Here is a 17,320-nt window from a genome sequence, read left to right as displayed (position 1 = left end):
CGCAAACAGACCACGCACGACGACCACAGACAACGAACGACGAACCCGGAACCACCGAGGAGAACCCCATGGACCGTGCCATCGCCACCGGCACCGCGACGACCGCCGCTGCCCCGCTGACAGCCACGGAGCCGGACCCGGTGTCCCGCTTCCTGGTCGTCGCCAACGACGAGGAGCAGTTCTCGCTGTGGGAGGCGGACCGGCCCGTGCCAGCCGGCTGGTACCCGCAGGGTGTCCCGGCCTCCCGCGAGGAGTGCCTGGCGCACATCGAGCGCGTCTGGACCGACATGCGTCCGCTCAGCCTGCGCTGACCGCTGCCGCCCCCGCGCCGCGGACCGCCACCGCCGCTCCGGCGGAGCCGGTCCGCGGCGCCTTCCGGAAAGATGGGAGAGACCGTTGGGAACCACGTCCCCGCCCGCGCCGCCGCGGCGGGCCACCGCCCTGGTGACCCTGGTCGCCGTCTCGGCGATCTGCTCGGCCGGTGTCGCCATGACCCTGATCGCGCTGCCCTGGTTCGTCCTGCACACCACGGGCAGCGGAACCCGCACCGGGCTGGTGGCCGCCGCCGAACTGGTGGGCCTGCTCTGCTCGTCGGTGTCCGCCGGACCCCTGCTGGACCGGCTGCCCCCGCGGGCCGTCAGTGTCGGTGCCGACGCTCTGACGGCGGCGGCACTCGGCCTGGTGCCGCTGCTGCATTCCGCGGGGGTGCTGGGCCTGCCGCTGCTGGCCCTGCTGGCCTTCGTCACCGGGGCGGCCCGCGGCCCGGCGGACACCGGCAAGCAGCTGCTGCTGCCCGCCGCGATGGAGCGGGCCGCCGTGGGTCCGGAGCGGGCCACCGGCGCGGTCGAGGCCGCCCGGCGGATCGGCACCATGGCGGGTGCCCCGCTCGCCGGGGTGTCCGTGGCCGCGGTGGGCCCGGTGCCGACGCTGCTGCTGGACACCGTGGCCGTACTGCTGGGGGCGGTGCTGGTGGCCCTGCTGGTACCGGCGGTACGGCCGGCCGGCGCCGCATCGGGCCCGGACGCCGGGCCGGATGCGGGCCCGGATGCGGGCCCGCGTTCCGGCCGGGACGCCCGTGAGCCGTACCGGCAGGAGCTCGCCGCGGGGCTGCGGTGGCTGCGCGGCGATCGTCTGGTGCGGGCGGTGACCGGTGTGCTGCTGGTGACGAACGCCCTGGACGGCGCCCTGAACGGGGTGCTCTATCCGGCGTACGGGGCACAGGTGCTGGGCAGCGGTCCGCTGCTCGGCGCGATGGTGACGGCGATGGGCGCGGGTGCCCTGGCGGGCGCCGCCGTGTACGGCTGGGCGGGGCCGCGGCTGCCCGGACGGCTGCTGTTCACCGGATCGTTCGTGCTGCTCGGTGCCGTACGGTGCGCCACCCTGGCCGCCGAGCCGCCGCCCGGCGTGCTGCTGGTGCTGCTGGCGCTGTCCGGGGTGGGTTCGGGTGTCGTGGCGCCGCTGATGATGTCGGTGGCCTACCGGCGGGTGCCCGAGGAGCTGCGGGGGCGGGTGTTCGGTCTGCTGACGGCCTGTGCGCTGGCCGCGACGCCGCTCGGGATGGTCGGCGGCGGGCTCGCCCTGGACCGCTGGGGGCTGACCGGGACCCTGCTGGCGACCGGCACGGTGTACCTGGTGGTGACGTCGGCACCCCTGGTGTTCCGGGTCTGGCGCGGTCTCGACGCGGCGCCGGACGGAACGGACGGCGGTAAGGGAACCAGCGGCGACGGTACGGGAGCCGGCGGCGGGGGTACGGACACCGTCGGGGGCGGTGGGGACGCGAACGGGCCCGGTGGGGACGGCGCCGGCCGGACGCCGGCCGCCCTCGGGGCCGCCTCAACTCCCTGACGGTTGATCTTTTGTCACGATTTGCCTGCTATGCACCCCCTTCACTTTAGCGCCAGGCAACTTGATGAGCGCCGGGACGGGTCGAAGTGGGGCCGGGAGCACGGCAGGGTTGTCAACGACCGGCGCGGCGGGCCCACAAGGCCCGCCGCGTCTCCCGCAACACCACCGACCCTGGGGGAAGCTATGACCAAGCGTTCCGCACTCGCCCTGGCCTTCGCCGCCACCGTCCTGACCGCGCTCGGCGCCCTGGGCGCTGCCGGATCCGGCAGCGCGACCACCCTGGCCGACGGGGAGGCGCCGCGCCCGCACGTGACGGCGACGACCACGCACACCACGACCGGCGGGGGCCGGAAGGACACGAACGACACCTCCTGGGGCGGCTGAGACCCCTCCCCGGACGCCCCGCAGGTGCGGGGCGGCCGGTGCCTTTCCCCCCGGACGCCGGGGCGGCGCCCCGAACGGGGGCGCCGCCCCGGCGTCCCGCTGTTCAGCAGACGGCGGGGCGCAGCAGCAGGACGGCGTCGAGCGCGGCGGCGTCGAGCGGTGCGGGACGCCGGGCCCAGCGGTCGGGTACGTACAGCACCTCGCCGGCCCGGAGCCGGTAACAGAACCGCCGGGCGCCCCCGGCACCCGGCCCGGTGAGCGTCCAGGTCCGGGAACCGCGGAGCTGGTACACGAGCAGGTGACCGCCCTCGCGGGCGGCCGACCCGTGGCAGCCGGCCACCGGGAGACCGGTGAGCAGGGCGAGCTGACGGGCCAGCAGCGGAATCCCGTCCGGGCCGGCGGCGACGGAGGGGAGGTCGTGTTCGGGCCAGAGCACGCCCGGGGCCCGGCCGTAGTGCACGGCGAGGAACAGGGCGAGTTCGCGGCCGTGGGCCTGCCCGTCCGGGGGCCGGGACGTCCGCCCCGCCCCGGCCTCCTCGGGCGGCCGAGGGCCGTCGGCCGCGAGGTCCCGCGCCTCCGGGTCGAGTGCCGGCCAGTCCATGAAGTGCCCCCGTACGCGGAAGTGCCCGCCGGGCCGTGCTCGGGCACGGGCGGCGGGACCGGGGCGGGCGACTTCCCGCCCCGCCAGCGCAGCATCACCCACGGCGCGGGGTCGGCGGAAGACACGTGAACGCGGGACCGCGAACCCGGGACAGGCACCCCGCGGGTTCGGTCTCCGCGGGCCGTCCCCCGGGTCAGGTCCCGCTCGGATCGGTCCCCTCGGGCCACTCCCCCGGCGGGCCGGTGTCCTGCGGCGGTGTCCTGCGGCGGTGTCCTGCGGCGGTGTCCTGCGGGCCGGCCTCCGGGGTCGGCTCTCCGCGGACTCTCCGGGCCGGCCCCGCGGGGGTCAGCCCGCCGCGGCCCCGTCCGGGGCGGCACCGGTGTCGAGCAGGCCGCGGGCTGCGGCGGCCACGCCGGCCTGGAAGCGGCTGCCGGCCCCGAGTTCCTCCATGATGTCGGCGATGTGCCGGCGGGCGGTGCGCAGCGACATGCCCAGGCGGCGGGCGATGGCCTCGTCCTTCAGGCCGGCGGCCAGCAGCCGGATGATGGTCTCGTGGATCTCGCGGGCCACCTCGGCCAGGTCCTGTCCGGCGGCGCTGCTGAAGGGGGTGGCGCGGTCCCAGGTCTGCTCGAAGATGTCGACCAGGTAGGCGACCGTCGAGGGCTCCCTGATGACGACGGCGCCCCAGCTCCCGTCCTGCACCGGTATGAAGGCCAGTTCGCGGTCGAACACGATGATCCGGCCGAAGAGTTCGTGTGCCGTGCGGTACTCGGCGCCGAGCGCCGAGGCGGCCATCGCGTACGCCTGGCTGGGCCCGTTGAAGCGGGCGGTGTGGTGGTAGAGGCAGCGCATGGATATGCCGCGGCGGAGCATGACCTCGTCCCGGCGGATCGCCTCCTGCATGGCCGCCGGATAGCGGCTGCCGCCGCCGGGCTGGCTGCTGAGCACCTCGGAAGTGCAGTTCTCGGAAGCCCTGTTGAGGGCGCTGCGCACGTCCTCGACGTGCTGGAGCACCTCCAGCGCCTCGCCGGTGGAGCGGCGGCTCAGGTAGTGCGGGACGAACCGGTCGAGCCGGTCGCGGATGCGGCCGATCTGCCGGTGGTGTTCGCGGATGCTCTCCTCGAGCGGTGCCGCACCCCGGGCGGCGGCGGTCTCGGGCGCCACGGCGAACGCGGTGGTCGGATCGGCGGGGCTGAGGTGCAGCAAGTGGGCGGCGAGGAGCCGCTCCACGCTGTCGGCCGCCTCCCGGGGCTGGATCCCCGTCCCGGCCGCTACCGCGTCCGGCACGACCGTCCGGTGTTCGAGGACCCATCCGTAGACATCGACGTCCACGTCCTGCAGATCTGACACCACTCTTGCCCCATTTTGCACTTTTTCGCCCCGGGTCGCCTTGCTGCCAGGCACTTTGGTGAGGTGCCCGCCCCCTGGCATCAGCATACGCAGCACGAAAGGCTGAACGAGAAGCGTTCGAACGGCATGTCGCGCCTCCCCGGCCCCCGCCCCTGCGGCGTCCGGCCTGCGGCGACCGCGGCGGACCGCGCCCCGGCACCCCTTCCGACCCCACCGACCACCGACCACCGACCCACCGACCCACCGACCCACCGGAGCCTGCGATGTACGAGACCGACCTGACCCACACCTTCCCGGCCGCCGCACGCCCGGTCGAACCCGCCGCCGGCCTCACCCCCCGCGAGGAGGAGGTGCTCGCGCACCTCGCGCAGGGCGACACGTACCGGATGATCGCCTACCGCCTGGGGCTGAGTCCCCACACCGTGGACACCTACCTGCGGCGGCTGCGCAGCAAGACGGGGGCGGTCAACCGGACCCAGCTCACCCATGTGGCCTTCCGGCTCGGCTACGGGCCCTCGGCCGGGGATGTGGTCGTGCCGAACCCGCGCATCCGGCGCAGCGGCGAGCACAGCAGCACCAGCGGGGCCGCGGACAGTGCGGTGGCCAGGATCCACAGGGCTCCGCGCACCCCGTACAACTGACCCAGCGCGCCCGCGAGGAGACCGCTCAGCGGGAGTACGCCCCAGACCAGGAAGCGCATGGTGGCCGTCATACGGCCCAGCAGCCGCGGCGGGCACACGCTCTGGCGGTAGGTCACCTGGCAGATGTTGTAGACGGTGACCCCGGCGGACTGGACGAGCGTGCCGAGCACGAACAGCCCGAGCCGCCATCCCCCGTCGGCGAGCGGCAGGAGCAGCCCGAACGGCATCGTCACCAGCAGCGAGACCCAGGTCAACCGGGCCTCGCCGACCGCCCGGGACAGCTTCTCCGTGCACAGGGCCGCCACCAGGGATCCGACGGTGGCCGCCGTGAGGACCCAGCCGACGGCGGCCGGGGGCAGTCCGGCGGTCCGGGTCAGGAAGAGCACCTCCAGGGCGCCGATGCCGCTGAGGAAGAGGTTGACGGACGCGGTGCCCAGGGCCAGCACGCGCAGGACGCGGTGGCCCAGGACGAAGCGGAGGCCCTCCCGTATCTCCGCGAGCAGGCCGGGGCGTGCGGCCGGGACCGCTCCGGCTGCTCCGGCCGCCTCTGCCGCCCCTGCCGCCCCTGCCGTCCCGTCGTCGGCCCGGCGCGCCGACGGGTCCTGCTCGGGGGTGCGGATGCGGCCCAGCAGCAGCGCCGACGCCAGCGAGGTGACCGCCTGTCCGGCCAGCGTGCCGGCCGCGCCCACCAGCTGCACCAGGAAGCCGGCGATGCCCGGCCCGGCGAACTCGGCCGTCGAACGGACGGTCTCCAGGCGGGAGTTGCCGGTGACCAGGCCGGCCCCGCCGACCAGGGACGGCAGGTAGCTCTGGTCGGCGACGTCCCCGAAGAGCCGCGCGCAGCCCAGGAGCAGGGCCACCGCGTACAGCAGCGGCATCGAGTGCAGGTCGAGCAGCCAGGCCAGCGGCAGCGAGGCCAGCAGCACGGACCGGGTCAGGTCCGCCGCGATCATCACGGTGCGGCGGCGCATCCGGTCCACCCAGGCCCCCGCGGGCAGCCCCAGCAGCAGGAAGGCGGCCTGTTCCGCGGCGGCGAGCAGGCCCGCCTCCCAGGCGGAGGCGTGCAGGGTGAGGACCGCCATCAGCGGCAGGGCGACGTAGGTGATGCTGTTGCCCAGCTCGTTGCAGACGTGCGAGGCCATGAAGAGCCTGAAGTCACGGCTGCGCCGGCGCTGTCCGGCGTCGGGCGTGGTCTCCGGTGCGGTGGTGGGCACGGTGGTGTCCTTGTCTGGATTCGGTCCCGGATCCGGGTCGCGGATTCGGGGGTGGTGCCGGGCCGGGGTCAGGCGGTGCGGTCCGCCGCGGGCGCGGCGGCCGGGGCGGGCGCGGCGGCCGGGGCGGGCGCGGCGGCCGGGGCGGGCAGGGCACGGGCGTCGAGCTTGCCGCCCGGGGTGCGCGGCAGCTCCGCCATGATCACCACATCGGCGGGCACCAGGTAGGACGGAATCCGGCCGAGCAGGGAGCGGCGCAGTTCCTGACCGTCCGCGGGACCGGCGCCCGGCGCGAGCACCACCCAGGCGGCCAGCCGCGGCTCACCGGTCCCGCGTACGGCCCGCACCACCGCGTCCGCGACGCCGGGATGGGCGGCGACCGCCGCCTCCGCCTCGCGGAGCTCCACCCGGTGGCCGCGGATCTTGACCTGGTCGTCGGCTCGGCCGAGGAAGCCGAGGGTTCCGTCGGCCTCCCGCCGCACCCGGTCGCCCGTGCGGTACATCCGCTCGCCGGGATCCGCCGCGAACGGGTCGGCGACGAAACGCTCCGCCGTGAGGGCGGGTCGGCCGTGGTAGCCGCGGGCCAGGCACGGACCCGCCAGGTACAGCTCGCCGGCGGCTCCCGCCGGGAGCTCGCGCAGCTCCCCGTCCAGGACGTACGCGCGGACGCCGGGGAGCGGGACGCCGAGGGGGATCAGCCCGCCGCCGTCCGGCCCGTGACCGCCCGTCGGGCCGCGGCTCCCCGTCGGGCCGTGACCGTGGCCTCCCGCCGGGCCGTGACCTCCCGTCGGGTCGGGCTCGTGGGAGGTGGCCGTGATGGTGGACTCGGTGAGTCCGTAGCAGCTGACGGTCCGCGGGCCGCCCGCGGCCCGCCACCGGTCCAGGTCCGCGGTGCGCCCTGCATCGCTGCCGATCACCACCAGCCGCAGCGCCGCGGGCAGCGGCCGCGGACCGCGGACCAGGTCGGCGGTCCACTGCGCCCAGTACGGGGTGGGCAGGTTGACCACGGTGACCTCCCGTGCGGCCAGTACGGCCTCCAGCTCGGCGGGGGCCAGGACGTTGTCCGCGAGGAACACGGCGGTCCCGCCGGCGCACCAGGTGGGGACGGCCTCCTCCAGCGCCACGTCGAACGCGGGCGCCGCGAACTGCAGCACCCGGTCGGCGGCGGTCAGCGCGTACCGGCCGGCCAGCGCGCGGGCCTGCCGGGCGAGTCCGGCGTGGCCGACGGCGACCGGTTTGGGGGCCCCGGTGGATCCGGAGGTGAACAGGATGTAGGCCAGTTGCTGCGCGGCGGTCCCGCCGGGCACCGTCCCGGGCGGTGCGTCCGTGCCGTACGGGGTCGTGCCGTACGCCGCTGTGCCGTACGCCGTGCTGCCGTACGCCGTGCTGCCGTGCGCGGCCGCGAACCCGTCGGCTGCCGGAGCCGGTTCCGTACGGGCCCACAGCAGCGGGGCGCCGCAGCGCTCGTGGAGGCGGGCGGCTTCGGCGTGGCCGGTGGTGACGGCGTAGCGGGTGCCGGAGGCGGCGGTCAGGGACCGCAGCCGCTCGTCCGGGGCGTCGAGGTCGACGAGGAGCAGGGCGGCACCGGCGTACCAGATGCCGAGCACGGCGACGGCCCACGCGGTGTCGCGGCGCACCCCCACCAGGACCGTGTCCTCGGGGCCGGCGCCCGCCGCGCGGAGTTCGGCGGCGACCGTACGGGCCCTGCGGTCGAGTTCCCGGTAGGTGAGGTCGCCGCCGGGGGCGCGGACCGCTACGGCGTCCGGAGTGCGGGTGGCCTGCCGGGCGATGAGCAGCGGTACGGGGGCGTCGGCCGGCCACGGAGGTTCGGCGGGGGGCCGGGGGCCGGCGGTGGGGGCGGGGGCGGGGCCGACGGCGGGGGCTGTTGCGGGGAGCGGGGCGGGGGTCACGGGGGTTCTCCTGGGGGTCGGGGTGGGCCCGGCTCCGGGACGGATCCGGAGCCGGGGCGGGGGGAGGGGCACGCTGCGCGGTCGGCGCGGGCCGGTGTGCCGTGTGCCCACCCGTGCCGCCCTGCGGCACGCCTGCCCACACGGCGGCGTGAACGGCAGCCGGGCCCGCACGGCGGCGGGGGCCGGCACGCCTGCCCACACGGCCGCGTGAACGGCAGCCGGGCCCGCACGGCGGCGGGGGCCGGCACGCCTGCCCGCACGGCGGTGGATCAGGTGGTGCGGGCGCGGGGGCGGAGGGTCGGGCGGGGCGGTTCCGGGGTCTGCGGGTGCTCCTGCGCGGTGGTGCGGGCGGCGATGCCCGCCGGAGTGGGCGTCTCGTACAGGTCCCGCAGGGCGAGTTCGGTGCCGAGGGCCGAGCGGAGGCGGCCGACGAGGCGGGTGGCGAGCAGGGAGTGCCCGCCCAGCGCGAAGAAGTCGTCGTCGGGGCCGGCCGATGCCAGGCCCAGGACCTCCGCGAACACGGTGCAGACGGTCTCCTCGGCGGGCCCGGCGGGCGGCCGGCCCCCAGGCACGGTGAAGGACGCCGGGTCCGGCAGTGCCTTGCGGTCGAGCTTGCCGTTGACGGTGAGCGGCAGCTCGGGCAGGACCAGCAGCACGGAGGGGACCATGTAGCCGGGCAGGGTTCGGGCGAGTGCGGTGCGGACGGTGTCCGTGTCCGCCTCCCCGGTGAGGTAGCCGACGAGGCGCAGGCCGCCCGCGGGGTCCGGCCGCGCGACGACGACGGCCTCGGTGATCCCCGGCACGGCGCGCAGCGCGTTCTCCACCTCGCCGGGCTCGACCCGGTTGCCGCGCACCTTGACCTGGTGGTCCTGGCGGCCGAGGAAGTCGAGCTGTCCGTCGGTGCGGAGGCGGGCGAGGTCCCCGGTGCGGTACATCCGGGCGCCGGGCTCGGCGGCGAACGGGTCCGGTACGTAGCGCTCGCTGGAGCGGCGCGGGTCGTTGAGGTAGCCGGGGCCGACGCCGGTGCCGGCGATGAACAGCTCTCCGGGGACGCCGGGCGGGACGGGGGCGAGACCGGGGTCGAGGAGGTAGAGCCGGTTGTTGCGCAGCGGGCGGCCCACGGGCAGCCGGCCCTGTTCCAGCTCGGCGGCCGGGTCGGGGCCGATGAAGGCGTGGGTGTTGTCGTCGGAGCACTCGGTGAGGCCGTACGCGTTGATGATCGCGGCCCGGGGGTGGCGGGCGTACCAGCGGACGCACAGTTCGGGCGGCAGCACCTCGCCGTTGACCACGAACCAGCGCAGCGCGGGCAGTTCGGGCGGGACGGCCCCGGAGTCCCAGAGGTCGACGGCGGCGCGGACGAAGGAGGGCACCGTCTCCAGGACGGTGGTTCCGTGGCGGGCGGCGCCGGCGAACAGGGCGGCGGGGTCCCGGGCGGTGTCCCGGGACACCAGGTGCACGCGACCGCCGGTGATCAGCGGGGCGAGCATCTGCCAGACGGAGATGTCGAAGGTGAGCGGGGCGTTCATCACCACGCGGTCGGCGGGGGTCAGCCGGAGGTCGTCGAGCTTGGCGAGGAGGTGGTTGTTCATGCCCCGGCGGTGCACCATCGCGCCCTTGGGCCTGCCGGTGGAGCCGGAGGTGAAGCAGACGTACGCGAGGGCGTCGGGGCCGCCGGCACCGGCCCGGGAGGGGCCGGCGGGTACGGGCGCACCGTCCAGGGGGAGGATCCGCGGGCCTCCGCCCGGTACGGCGGCGGCGATCTCGCGGGCCCGGTCGAGCCGGTCGGGGGCGGCCAGGACGCGGCCAATGCCGGCTTCGGCGAGCAGGGCCGCGGTGCGGACGACAGGGCCCTCCGGGTCGAGGGGGACGTACGCGGCGCCCGCTCCGAGGATGCCGAGGACTGCGGCCGGCACGGCGGCGGTGGGCTCGCTGAGCACGGCGACGAGGTCGCCTGGGCGGACGCCGTCGGCGAGGAGCCGGGCGCCGACGGCGTCGGCGCGGGCGACCAGCCCGGCGTAGTCCCAGCAGGTGCCGTGCTCGTCGGTGACGGCGACGGCGCCGGGGGTGCGGGCGGCGATCCCGCGGACCCGGTCGGGGACCTCGGCGTAGTCCTCGTCGCGGGCGGTGTCGTTGAACTCCTCCAGGACCAGCCGGCGTTCGGAGGCGGAGAGCAGGTCCACGGCACCGGCGGGCAGGCCGGGGTCGTCGGCGAAGGCGTGCAGGATGCGCACCAGGCGGTCGAGCAGGGCCCGGGCCCCGTCCGGGGTGAACACGTCCGGGCGGTGGTCGATCTGGAGGCGCAGGCCCTCGCCCGGGATGGCGGTCAGGCTGAGCGGGTAGTGGGCGGCGTCGCGGGGGTCGAGGCCGGTGACGCGGAGGGGCCCGGTGGACAGGGCGGCGAGCCCGGCGGGGTCGACGGGGTAGTTCTGGTAGGTGACGCACGAGTCGAAGAGGTCGCCGGCCCCGGCGGTCCGCTGGATCTCGGTGAGTCCGAGGTGGTGGTGGTCGATGAGGCGGGACTGCTCTTCCTGGACCCGTTCGAGGAGGGCGGCGAGGGGCTCGTCGCGGTCGATGCGGACGCGGACGGGCACCGTGTTGATGCACAGTCCGACGATGCCCTCGACGCCGGGCAGGTCGGTGGCGCGGCCGCTGACCACGGTCCCGAACACGACGTCGTCGGAGCGTATCTGGGCGGCGATCAGCAGGGCCCAGGCGGTCTGTACGAGGGTGCTCGGGGTGATGCGGCGCTCGCGGGCGAGGGTGCCCAGCCGGTCGGCGGCGGCGGCCGGGAGGACCGTTTCGACGCGGGCCGGGAGCACCGTGCCGGGCGGGACCGAGACGGGTGCGGTGCGGCAGCCGGACTCCAGTCCGGCGAGGGCCTGCGACCAGGCCGCGCGGGCGGCTGCGGTGTCGCGGCCGGCGAGGTGGCGCAGGAAGGCGGCGTAGGGGGTGACCGGGCCGAGCAGGGCGTCGGCATCGGCGTCCGGTCCTGCGTCCGGACCGGCGTCGTGCAGGGCGAGGAGTTCGCGGACCAGGACGGGCCAGGACCATCCGTCGAAGAGGACGTGGTGGTACGTCAGCAGCAGGCGGTGGCGGTCGGGGCCGGTGCGCAGCAGGGTCAGGCGCAGCAGCGGGGGCCGGGCGGGGTCGAAGCGGCGGGCACGGTCCTCGGTGAGGAGGGTGTCCAGGGTCCGGTGCAGGTCGTCGGGGGCGAGTCCGGACAGGTCGTGCTCCTGCCAGGGGGTGCGTACGGCGCGGCGGACGACCTGGGCGGGTTCGCCGGAGGCGCGGCGCAGGAAGCCGGCGCGGAGGTTGGGGTGGCGGGCGAGGACGGTGTCGGCGGCGGCGCGGAGCCGGGCCGGGTCGAGGGGGCCGGTGAGGTCGAGGAGGAGTTGGGCGGTGTAGACGTCGGGGCCGGTGTGGTCGTAGAGGGCGTGGAAGAGGATGCCTTCCTGGAGGGGGGAGAGGGGGAGTACGTCCTCGACGTGTGACGCGGGTGCGGGTGCGGATGTGGGCGTGGGCGTGGGCGTGGGCGTGGGCTGGTTCATGGGGTGGGTCCTCGGCGGGTCGGTGGCTGGTCGGGGTCGGGGGTGGGGCCGGCGCCGCCCTGCAGCGGCGCTCCGGCCGGAGCGGGGGTTCGACCCCGTCAGCGGGGTCGGGGTGCGGGGACACGCTGCGCGGACGCCGCGCGCCGGTGTGCCGTGTGCCCACCCGTGCCGCCCTGCGGCACGCCTGCCCACACGGCGGCGCGAACGGCCGGCAGGCCCACACAGCGGCGGGGTGGGGCACGCCTGCCCACACGGCGGCGCGAACGGCCGGCAGGCCCGCACGGCGGCGGGGTGGGGCATGCCTGCCCGCACGGCGGCGGCGGTTGGGGTCAGGTGCGGGACGGGCGGCGGCGGATCACCGGGGGTGCGGTGTCCTGGATGCCTGCGGCGGTGGCCTCGTCCACCGCGGCGGCGAGGCCGGCGACGGTCGGCCCGGCGAAGAAGCGCCGGACGGCGACGGGGACGCCGAGGGCTGCCCGGACCCCGGCGAGGACGCGGGAGGCGAGCAGGGAGTGCCCGCCGAGGTCGAAGAAGTCGTCGTGGAGCCCGACCGGTGCGGTGCCCAGGACCTCCTCGAAGACGGCCCGGACGGCGTGTTCGGTGGCGGTGCGCGGCTCCTCGGAGCGGCCGGCACCCGCCGTCGGCGGCACCGGCGCGGGAAGGGCGGCGTGGTCGGTCTTGCCGTTGGCGGTCACCGGCATCCGGTCCAGCACGGTGACGGTGGCCGGCACGGTCCACTCCGGCAGCAGGGCGCGCAGGTGCTCGCGGAGCTCCGGCGGTTCGCACGTGGCGCCGTCGGCGGGCACGGCGTACGCGGCGAGCGCGGGGCCGGCCGGGCCGGTGACGAGGGTGACGGCCGCCTGACCCACGGCGGGGTGGCGGAGTAGGGCGTCCTCCACCTCGCCGGGTTCCACGCGCATGCCGCGCAGTTTCAGCTGGCGGTCGGCGCGCCCCAGGTACTCGACGTTGCCGTCGGCGCGGCGGCGGGCCAGGTCCCCGGTGCGGTACATGCGGCTGCCGGGCGGTCCGTGGGGGCAGGGGACGAAGCGTTCGGCGGTGGTGCCGGGCCGCCCCAGGTAGCCCCGGGCGAGGCCGCGGCCGGAGACGTAGAGCTCTCCGGTGACGCCGGGCGGGACGGGGGCCAGGGCGGCGTCGAGGACGTGGAGACCGGTGCCGTCGAGGGGCCGGCCGATGGGCACCTGCCCGTCCGGGCAGGTGCTGCCGGGGCGGACGGGGAAGAGGGCGGCGAAGGTGGCGGTCTCGGTCGGCCCGTAGGCGTTGGTGACGGTGGTGTCCGGGCAGTGCTCGCGGACCCGGCGGACGGCCTCCGCGGATGCCGCCTCTCCCCCGGTCATGGCCTCGCGCAGCCCGGCCAGGCGTTCGGGATGGCGGTCGGCGAGCGCGTTGAAGAGGGTGGCCGTCAGGAAGGTGCCGGTGACGCGTTCCTCTTCGAGGAGCCGGGCGAGGCCGTCCAGGTCCAGGTCGCCGGGCGGGGCCACCACGACGAGTCCGCCGGACAGCAGCGGTACCCACAGTTCGTAGGTGGAGGCGTCGAAGGCGTGCGGTGAGCGGAACAGGACCCGTTCGTGGGCGCCGCCGCTCCAGTGGCCGTCGCGGGCCAGGGCGACGACCGCGCGGTGCGGCACCGCGACGCCCTTGGGGGTTCCGGTCGAGCCGGAGGTGTACATGAGGCAGGCGAGCGCGTCGGGGTGGACGGTGGGGCGGGCAGGGTGTGCCGGACGGGCGCCCGGGTCGGTGGCCGGGTGCGTGTGCCGGGTGGCGGCGGCCTCGGGGGCCTCGGGGCGCAGGGTCAGCGGGATGCCGAAGTCGGTGCCGTCAGTGCTGTCAGTGCCGTTGGTGACGTCGGTGACGAGGACTGCGGCGCGGGCCCCGGCGGCGAGTTCGGTCGTACGGGCGCGGGGGGCGCGGGCGTCCAGCGGCAGGTAGGCGGCGCCCGCCTGCAGGACGCCCAGGCAGACGGCCACCAGTTCGGCGGAGCGGTCCATCAGGACCGCGACGTTGTCGCCGTTGCGGACTCCGGCGGCGGTGAGCCGGTCGGCCCACCGGCCGGCCCGCGCGGCGAGCTCCCCGTAGCTGGTCTCCCGTCCGGCGCAGGTCACGGCCGGGCGGTCGGGGTGGGCGGCGGCCCGCTCGGCGAACAGGCCGTGGACGGTGGCCTCGTCGGAGGCGGCGGGCCCGCCCTGCCAGCGGCCGCGCAGGGCCTCCTCCTCGTCCTCGGCGAGGACGGGCAAGGCGGACAGCGGGCGGTGGGGGTCCGCTGCGGCGGCCGTGGTCAACCGGACCAGGCGGTGCAGGAGGCGGCGGGCGGTGTCCTCGTCGAAGAGGTCCACGGCGTATTCCAGGGTGAGCCCGATCCCGTCCGGGGTGCCGTCCGGCCGGTGGTGCTCGGTGACCTCCAGGGTGAGGTCGAACTTGGCGGTGCCGGTGCGGACGGGTTCCGGTGCGCCGACGTGCAGGCCGGGGAAGTCCGCGGCCGGTCCGCCGCCCCGCTGGGCGGCCACGGCGACCTGGAACAGCGGGTGCCGGCCCGGCGCCCGCGGCGGGGCGAGGCGCTCGACGAGTGCGTCGAAGGGCAGGCCGGCGTCGGCCCGGGCGTCGAGGACGGCGTCGCGGACCCGGTCGAGGAGGTCGGCGTACGCGGGATCGCCGGAGGTGTCGGCGCGTACGACGGTGGTGTCGACGAACAGGCCGACGAGGTCCTGCAGCGCCTCTTCCTCACGGGCGTCGACGGGGCAGCCGAGCGGTACATCGGTTCCCGCGCCGAGCCGGGTGAGGAGGGCCGCGAACGCGGCCTGCACGGCCGTGAACGGGGTCGTGCGGCGGGCACGGGCCAGCTCCGCCAGCGCGGCGTGGACTCCGGGGTCCAGCACCGCGGAGGTGTCGGCGCCCCGGTGGGTGGGCACGGCGGGGCGGGGCCGGTCGGCGGGCAGGGCGATCCCGTCGGGCAGTCCGGCGAGGGCGGCGGCCCGCCGGCCGAGCGCCCGGGCGTGGCGGGATCCCGGGTCGGCCGGGTCGCCGAGGAGCTCCCGCTGCCACAGGGCGTAGTCCGGGAACTGGACGGGGAGTTCGGGCCAGTCCGGGGCGGTCCCGGTCAGGCGGGCGGTGTAGGCGGCGGCGAGGTCGCGGAGCAGGAGGTCCAGGGAGGCGCCGTCGCCCGCGATGTGGTGGAGGGAGAGCAGCAGGTGGTGCCGGTCCGCGCCGTCGGTGAACAGGTGGACCCGCAGGGGTGTTTCGCGGTCCAGGGCGAAGGGGCGGGCGGCGGCTTCCCGGGCGCGGGCCCGGTGCTCACCGGGATCGCAGGCGGTCACGGCGAACACGCCGGCCGTTCCGAACACGCCGGCCGTCCCGAACACGCCGGCCGTCCCGGAGGCGCCGACCGCCCCGGCGCTGCCGGCCGTCTCGGCGGTGCCGGCGGGGAGGACGTGCTGGCGGGGAGTGCCGCGGTCGTCGGGGAAGACGGTGCGCAGGGCCTCGTGCCGGGCGGTGACGTCCGCGACGGCGCCGCGCAGGGCGGCGGTGTCGAGCGGGCCGCGCATCGGCAGCCCGGACGCGATGGTGTAGAGGGCCCCGGCGGCGTCCTCCGCGCCCCCGCCGGCGGCGGCCGGCACGGCGTCGCCGCCGGTGCCCGTGCCGGCGTCGTGGGAGAGGAGCCACAGGCGGTGCTGGGCGTGGGTCAGGGGAATCACAGCGGTGCTCCGAGCTGGTCTTCGAAGAGGTCGAGGTCGGTCTGGGAGAGTCCGGCCAGGGAGACGTCGGAGGGGGTCAGCCGGGCGGCTCCGGGCCGTCCGGCGTGGTCGGCGACCGCGCGGAGCATGGCGAACCACTCCTCGGCGAGGGCCCGGACCCGGTCGGCGTCGTAGGCGTTGCCGGACCAGGTCCAGGTCGCGGTGAGGGCGGGCCCGTCGGGTCCTTCGTGGGCGGCCGCGTTGACCTCCACGGCGTGCGGCAGGGGCATCCCGGGTTCGGCGGCGTCCAGGGCGAACGCGTGCCCGGGGGCGGCCTCCCAGTCGGCCGTGCCGCCGACCGGGAACCGGCCCAGGTAGTTGAAGCCCAGCTCGGGTACCCCGGCACGGGTCAGGCCGGGCGCGGTGCGCGGGTTGGTGTGGCGCAGCAGTCCGTGGCCGATGCCCTTGTCGGGGACGGCCCGCAGGGCCTCCTTGACGCGGCGCAGGGCGTCCCCGGTGGTGGGGCCGCCGGTCCGGGCGGCGTCGGGGTCGGTGCGGCCGAGGTCGAGGCGGACGGGGTGGACGGTGGTGAACCAGCCGACCGTACGGGAGGGGTCGGGTGCGTCGGCTCCGGTGCCGTCGGTGATGTCCTGCCGGCCGTGTCCTTCGACGTCGACGAGGACGGCGCCGGAGTCGTCCGGTCCGGTGTACGGGCGGCGCCACGCCAGCACGGCCAGGGCCAGGCCGGTCAGCAGGACGTCGTCCACGGTGCCGTTGACGGCGGCGGGGGCCCGGGTGAGCAGCGGGGCGGTCACCTCCGCGGGCAGGGTGAGGGTGAGGGTCCGGTCGGGGCAGTCCGCGTCGAGGGGGCCGTGGGGGCTGGTGCCGGCCAGCGGTTCGGGGGCCGGCCGCAGCGTGTCGTGCCAGTACGCGGCCTCGGCGGTGCGGCGTCCCGACAGGGCGTCGGCCCGCAGCAGCGCCGCCCATTCGGCGAACGGGGTCGTCACCGGGGCGGGCGCCGGGTCGCGGCCCTCCAGCAGGTCCTGCCAGCAGGACTTCAGGTCTTCCTGCAGGATGCGCCAGGAGACGCCGTCCACCGACAGGTGGTGGACGACGAGGGCGAGACGCCCCTGCACGGCCGGACCGCGGTCGAGGAGCACGGCCCTGTGCACCGCGCCGTCGGCGGGCGACAAGAGGCGTGCCGCCGCCCGGATGTGGCGTCCGGTCAGTTCCGGGAGGAGGTCCTCGGGGACGTCCCGGGCGTCGACGACGTCGAGCACGCGGGCCGCGTCCACGCTGCCGGGCGGGGGTACGGCGGGCCGGCACGGCCGGGCGCCGGTGCCGCCCTCGACCCGGAGCCGGAGCAGGTCGTGGTGGTCGGTCAGCGCCTGGAGGATGCGTACGGCGTCGGCGCGGCCCAGGGCCGCCGGGGTGCGCAGGACGAGGGACTGGTGGTAGCTGTCCGCGGGGACGCCGGGGGCCGCCGTCTCCGCGAGCCAGTCCATGATCGGGGTGGCGGGGAAGGGGCCGAGCCGGCGGACCGGCCCGGCCCGGCGGGCCGCCGCGCCCGACGGGCCGGCCGTCCGGGCACCGGCCGCGAGCGCGCGGACGGACTCGCTGCGCAGCACCTCGCGGGTGGCGAGGACGAGTCCGGCCCGGCGGGCGCGGCCGACGACCTGGATGGCCTGGATGCTGTCGCCGCCGAGCCCGGTGAAGCTCGCGTCCGGGTCGACCCCGGGCAGGCCGAGGACCTCGGCGAACAGCCGGCAGAGCACGTCCACGGGGGCGGCAGCGGCGTCGGGGGCGGTACCCGCCCCGGCCGGGGGGTGGCCGGGGCGGGGCGGGTGGTCAGCCACGGTCGGAGCCGGCGGCGGCGAGGGCGGCCACCAGGGAGGCGGGACGCATGTCGGTCCAGTGGGTCTCCACGTACTGCAGGCAGTTCTCCCGGGTGTCGGGGCCGTGGACGACGGTCCAGCCGGCCGGGACGGGCGTGGCGGCCGGCCACAGGGCGTGCTGCAGCTCGTCGTTGCGGACCACGGTGTAGGGGGCGGCGTCGTTCTCGAACGGGTTGGACATGGGGACTCCTCGTGTGGGTGCGGATGGTGCGGGTGGTCTGGGCTATCTGGGCGGTCTGGATGGTGCGG

At 76.8% G+C, this 17,320-nt stretch carries 11 protein-coding genes and 1 pseudogene; 4 read left to right on the top strand and 8 right to left on the bottom strand.

All coding sequences use genetic code 11. The features are described from left to right. Nucleotides 1–68: 68 nt before the first annotated feature. The 3 genes from AB0O36_RS21605 (at nucleotide 69) to AB0O36_RS21595 (ending at nucleotide 2,229) form a co-directional block, all read left to right on the top strand. Nucleotides 69–311, top strand: coding sequence for an MbtH family NRPS accessory protein (locus tag AB0O36_RS21605; protein ID WP_365112817.1), 243 nt, complete (start codon nucleotides 69–71; stop codon nucleotides 309–311). 85 nt (nucleotides 312–396) lie between these two features. Next, complete coding sequence (locus AB0O36_RS21600) at nucleotides 397–1,845, top strand: MFS transporter (protein WP_365112815.1); 1,449 nt, start codon at nucleotides 397–399, stop codon at nucleotides 1,843–1,845. Between the two features lie 183 nt (nucleotides 1,846–2,028). Next, nucleotides 2,029–2,229 carry a hypothetical protein gene (locus AB0O36_RS21595; RefSeq protein WP_365112812.1) on the top strand — a complete coding sequence of 67 codons (201 nt, stop codon included), beginning with the start codon at nucleotides 2,029–2,031 and terminating at the stop codon, nucleotides 2,227–2,229. A 103-nt stretch (nucleotides 2,230–2,332) separates the two neighbouring features. Here AB0O36_RS21595 and AB0O36_RS21590 read toward each other — a convergent pair whose 3' ends face one another. Further along, on the bottom strand, nucleotides 2,333–2,830 hold the full coding sequence (locus tag AB0O36_RS21590; protein WP_365112809.1) for a hypothetical protein: 498 nt from the start codon (nucleotides 2,828–2,830) through the stop codon (nucleotides 2,333–2,335). A gap of 345 nt (nucleotides 2,831–3,175) precedes the next feature. After that, the gene (locus AB0O36_RS21585) at nucleotides 3,176–4,180 is read right to left on the bottom strand and encodes a helix-turn-helix transcriptional regulator (protein WP_365112807.1); all 1,005 of its coding nucleotides are present in this window, start codon (nucleotides 4,178–4,180) and stop codon (nucleotides 3,176–3,178) included. Between the two features lie 263 nt (nucleotides 4,181–4,443). Here AB0O36_RS21585 and AB0O36_RS21580 point away from each other — a divergent pair, with 263 nt between their 5' ends. Then, complete coding sequence (locus tag AB0O36_RS21580; protein ID WP_365112804.1) at nucleotides 4,444–4,821, top strand: helix-turn-helix transcriptional regulator; 378 nt, start codon at nucleotides 4,444–4,446, stop codon at nucleotides 4,819–4,821. 419 nt (nucleotides 4,822–5,240) lie between these two features. Here the strand turns inward: AB0O36_RS21580 and AB0O36_RS21575 are convergent. The 6 genes and pseudogenes from AB0O36_RS21575 to AB0O36_RS21550 all read right to left on the bottom strand — a co-directional run. After that, a pseudogene (locus AB0O36_RS21575) lies at nucleotides 5,241–6,035 on the bottom strand (MFS transporter); the annotation flags it as partial. Between the two features lie 68 nt (nucleotides 6,036–6,103). Further along, nucleotides 6,104–7,942, bottom strand: coding sequence for an amino acid adenylation domain-containing protein (locus AB0O36_RS21570; RefSeq protein WP_365112802.1), 1,839 nt, complete (start codon nucleotides 7,940–7,942; stop codon nucleotides 6,104–6,106). 269 nt (nucleotides 7,943–8,211) lie between these two features. Continuing rightward, nucleotides 8,212–11,490, bottom strand: coding sequence for an amino acid adenylation domain-containing protein (locus AB0O36_RS21565; protein WP_365112799.1), 3,279 nt, complete (start codon nucleotides 11,488–11,490; stop codon nucleotides 8,212–8,214). 329 nt (nucleotides 11,491–11,819) lie between these two features. Continuing rightward, entirely contained in the window at nucleotides 11,820–15,197 is a 3,378-nt protein-coding gene (locus tag AB0O36_RS21560; RefSeq protein WP_365112797.1) for an amino acid adenylation domain-containing protein, read from the bottom strand. Beyond that, a complete protein-coding gene (locus tag AB0O36_RS21555; RefSeq protein WP_365112794.1) occupies nucleotides 15,194–17,032 on the bottom strand; it encodes a condensation domain-containing protein in 1,839 nt (612 codons plus the stop codon). The genes AB0O36_RS21560 and AB0O36_RS21555 overlap by 4 nt, the downstream gene beginning before the upstream one ends. Next, nucleotides 17,025–17,252: an MbtH family protein gene (locus AB0O36_RS21550; RefSeq protein ID WP_365112791.1), complete on the bottom strand. Its 228-nt coding sequence runs from the start codon at nucleotides 17,250–17,252 to the stop codon at nucleotides 17,025–17,027. Before AB0O36_RS21550 ends, AB0O36_RS21555 begins: the two co-directional genes overlap by 8 nt. Between the last annotated feature and the right edge of the window lie 68 nt (nucleotides 17,253–17,320).

The sequence above is a fragment of the Streptomyces sp. NPDC089799 genome, from assembly GCF_040684755.1.
Taxonomy (GTDB): domain Bacteria; phylum Actinomycetota; class Actinomycetes; order Streptomycetales; family Streptomycetaceae; genus Streptomyces.
Note: the sequence above shows the minus strand (reverse complement) of the source record. Positions and strands in the feature narration are given on the sequence as shown.

Bases quoted from the DNA above. Each gene is read 5' to 3' on its own strand.
- AB0O36_RS21605 (WP_365112817.1), top strand. From the start codon at position 69: ATGGACCGTGCCATCGCCACCGGCACCGCGACGACCGCCGCTGCCCCG.
- AB0O36_RS21595 (WP_365112812.1), top strand. From the start codon at position 2,029: ATGACCAAGCGTTCCGCACTCGCCCTGGCCTTCGCCGCCACCGTCCTG.
- AB0O36_RS21590 (WP_365112809.1), bottom strand. From the start codon at position 2,830: ATGGACTGGCCGGCACTCGACCCGGAGGCGCGGGACCTCGCGGCCGAC.
- AB0O36_RS21580 (WP_365112804.1), top strand. From the start codon at position 4,444: ATGTACGAGACCGACCTGACCCACACCTTCCCGGCCGCCGCACGCCCG.
- AB0O36_RS21565 (WP_365112799.1), bottom strand. From the start codon at position 11,490: ATGAACCAGCCCACGCCCACGCCCACGCCCACGCCCACATCCGCACCC.
- AB0O36_RS21550 (WP_365112791.1), bottom strand. From the start codon at position 17,252: ATGTCCAACCCGTTCGAGAACGACGCCGCCCCCTACACCGTGGTCCGC.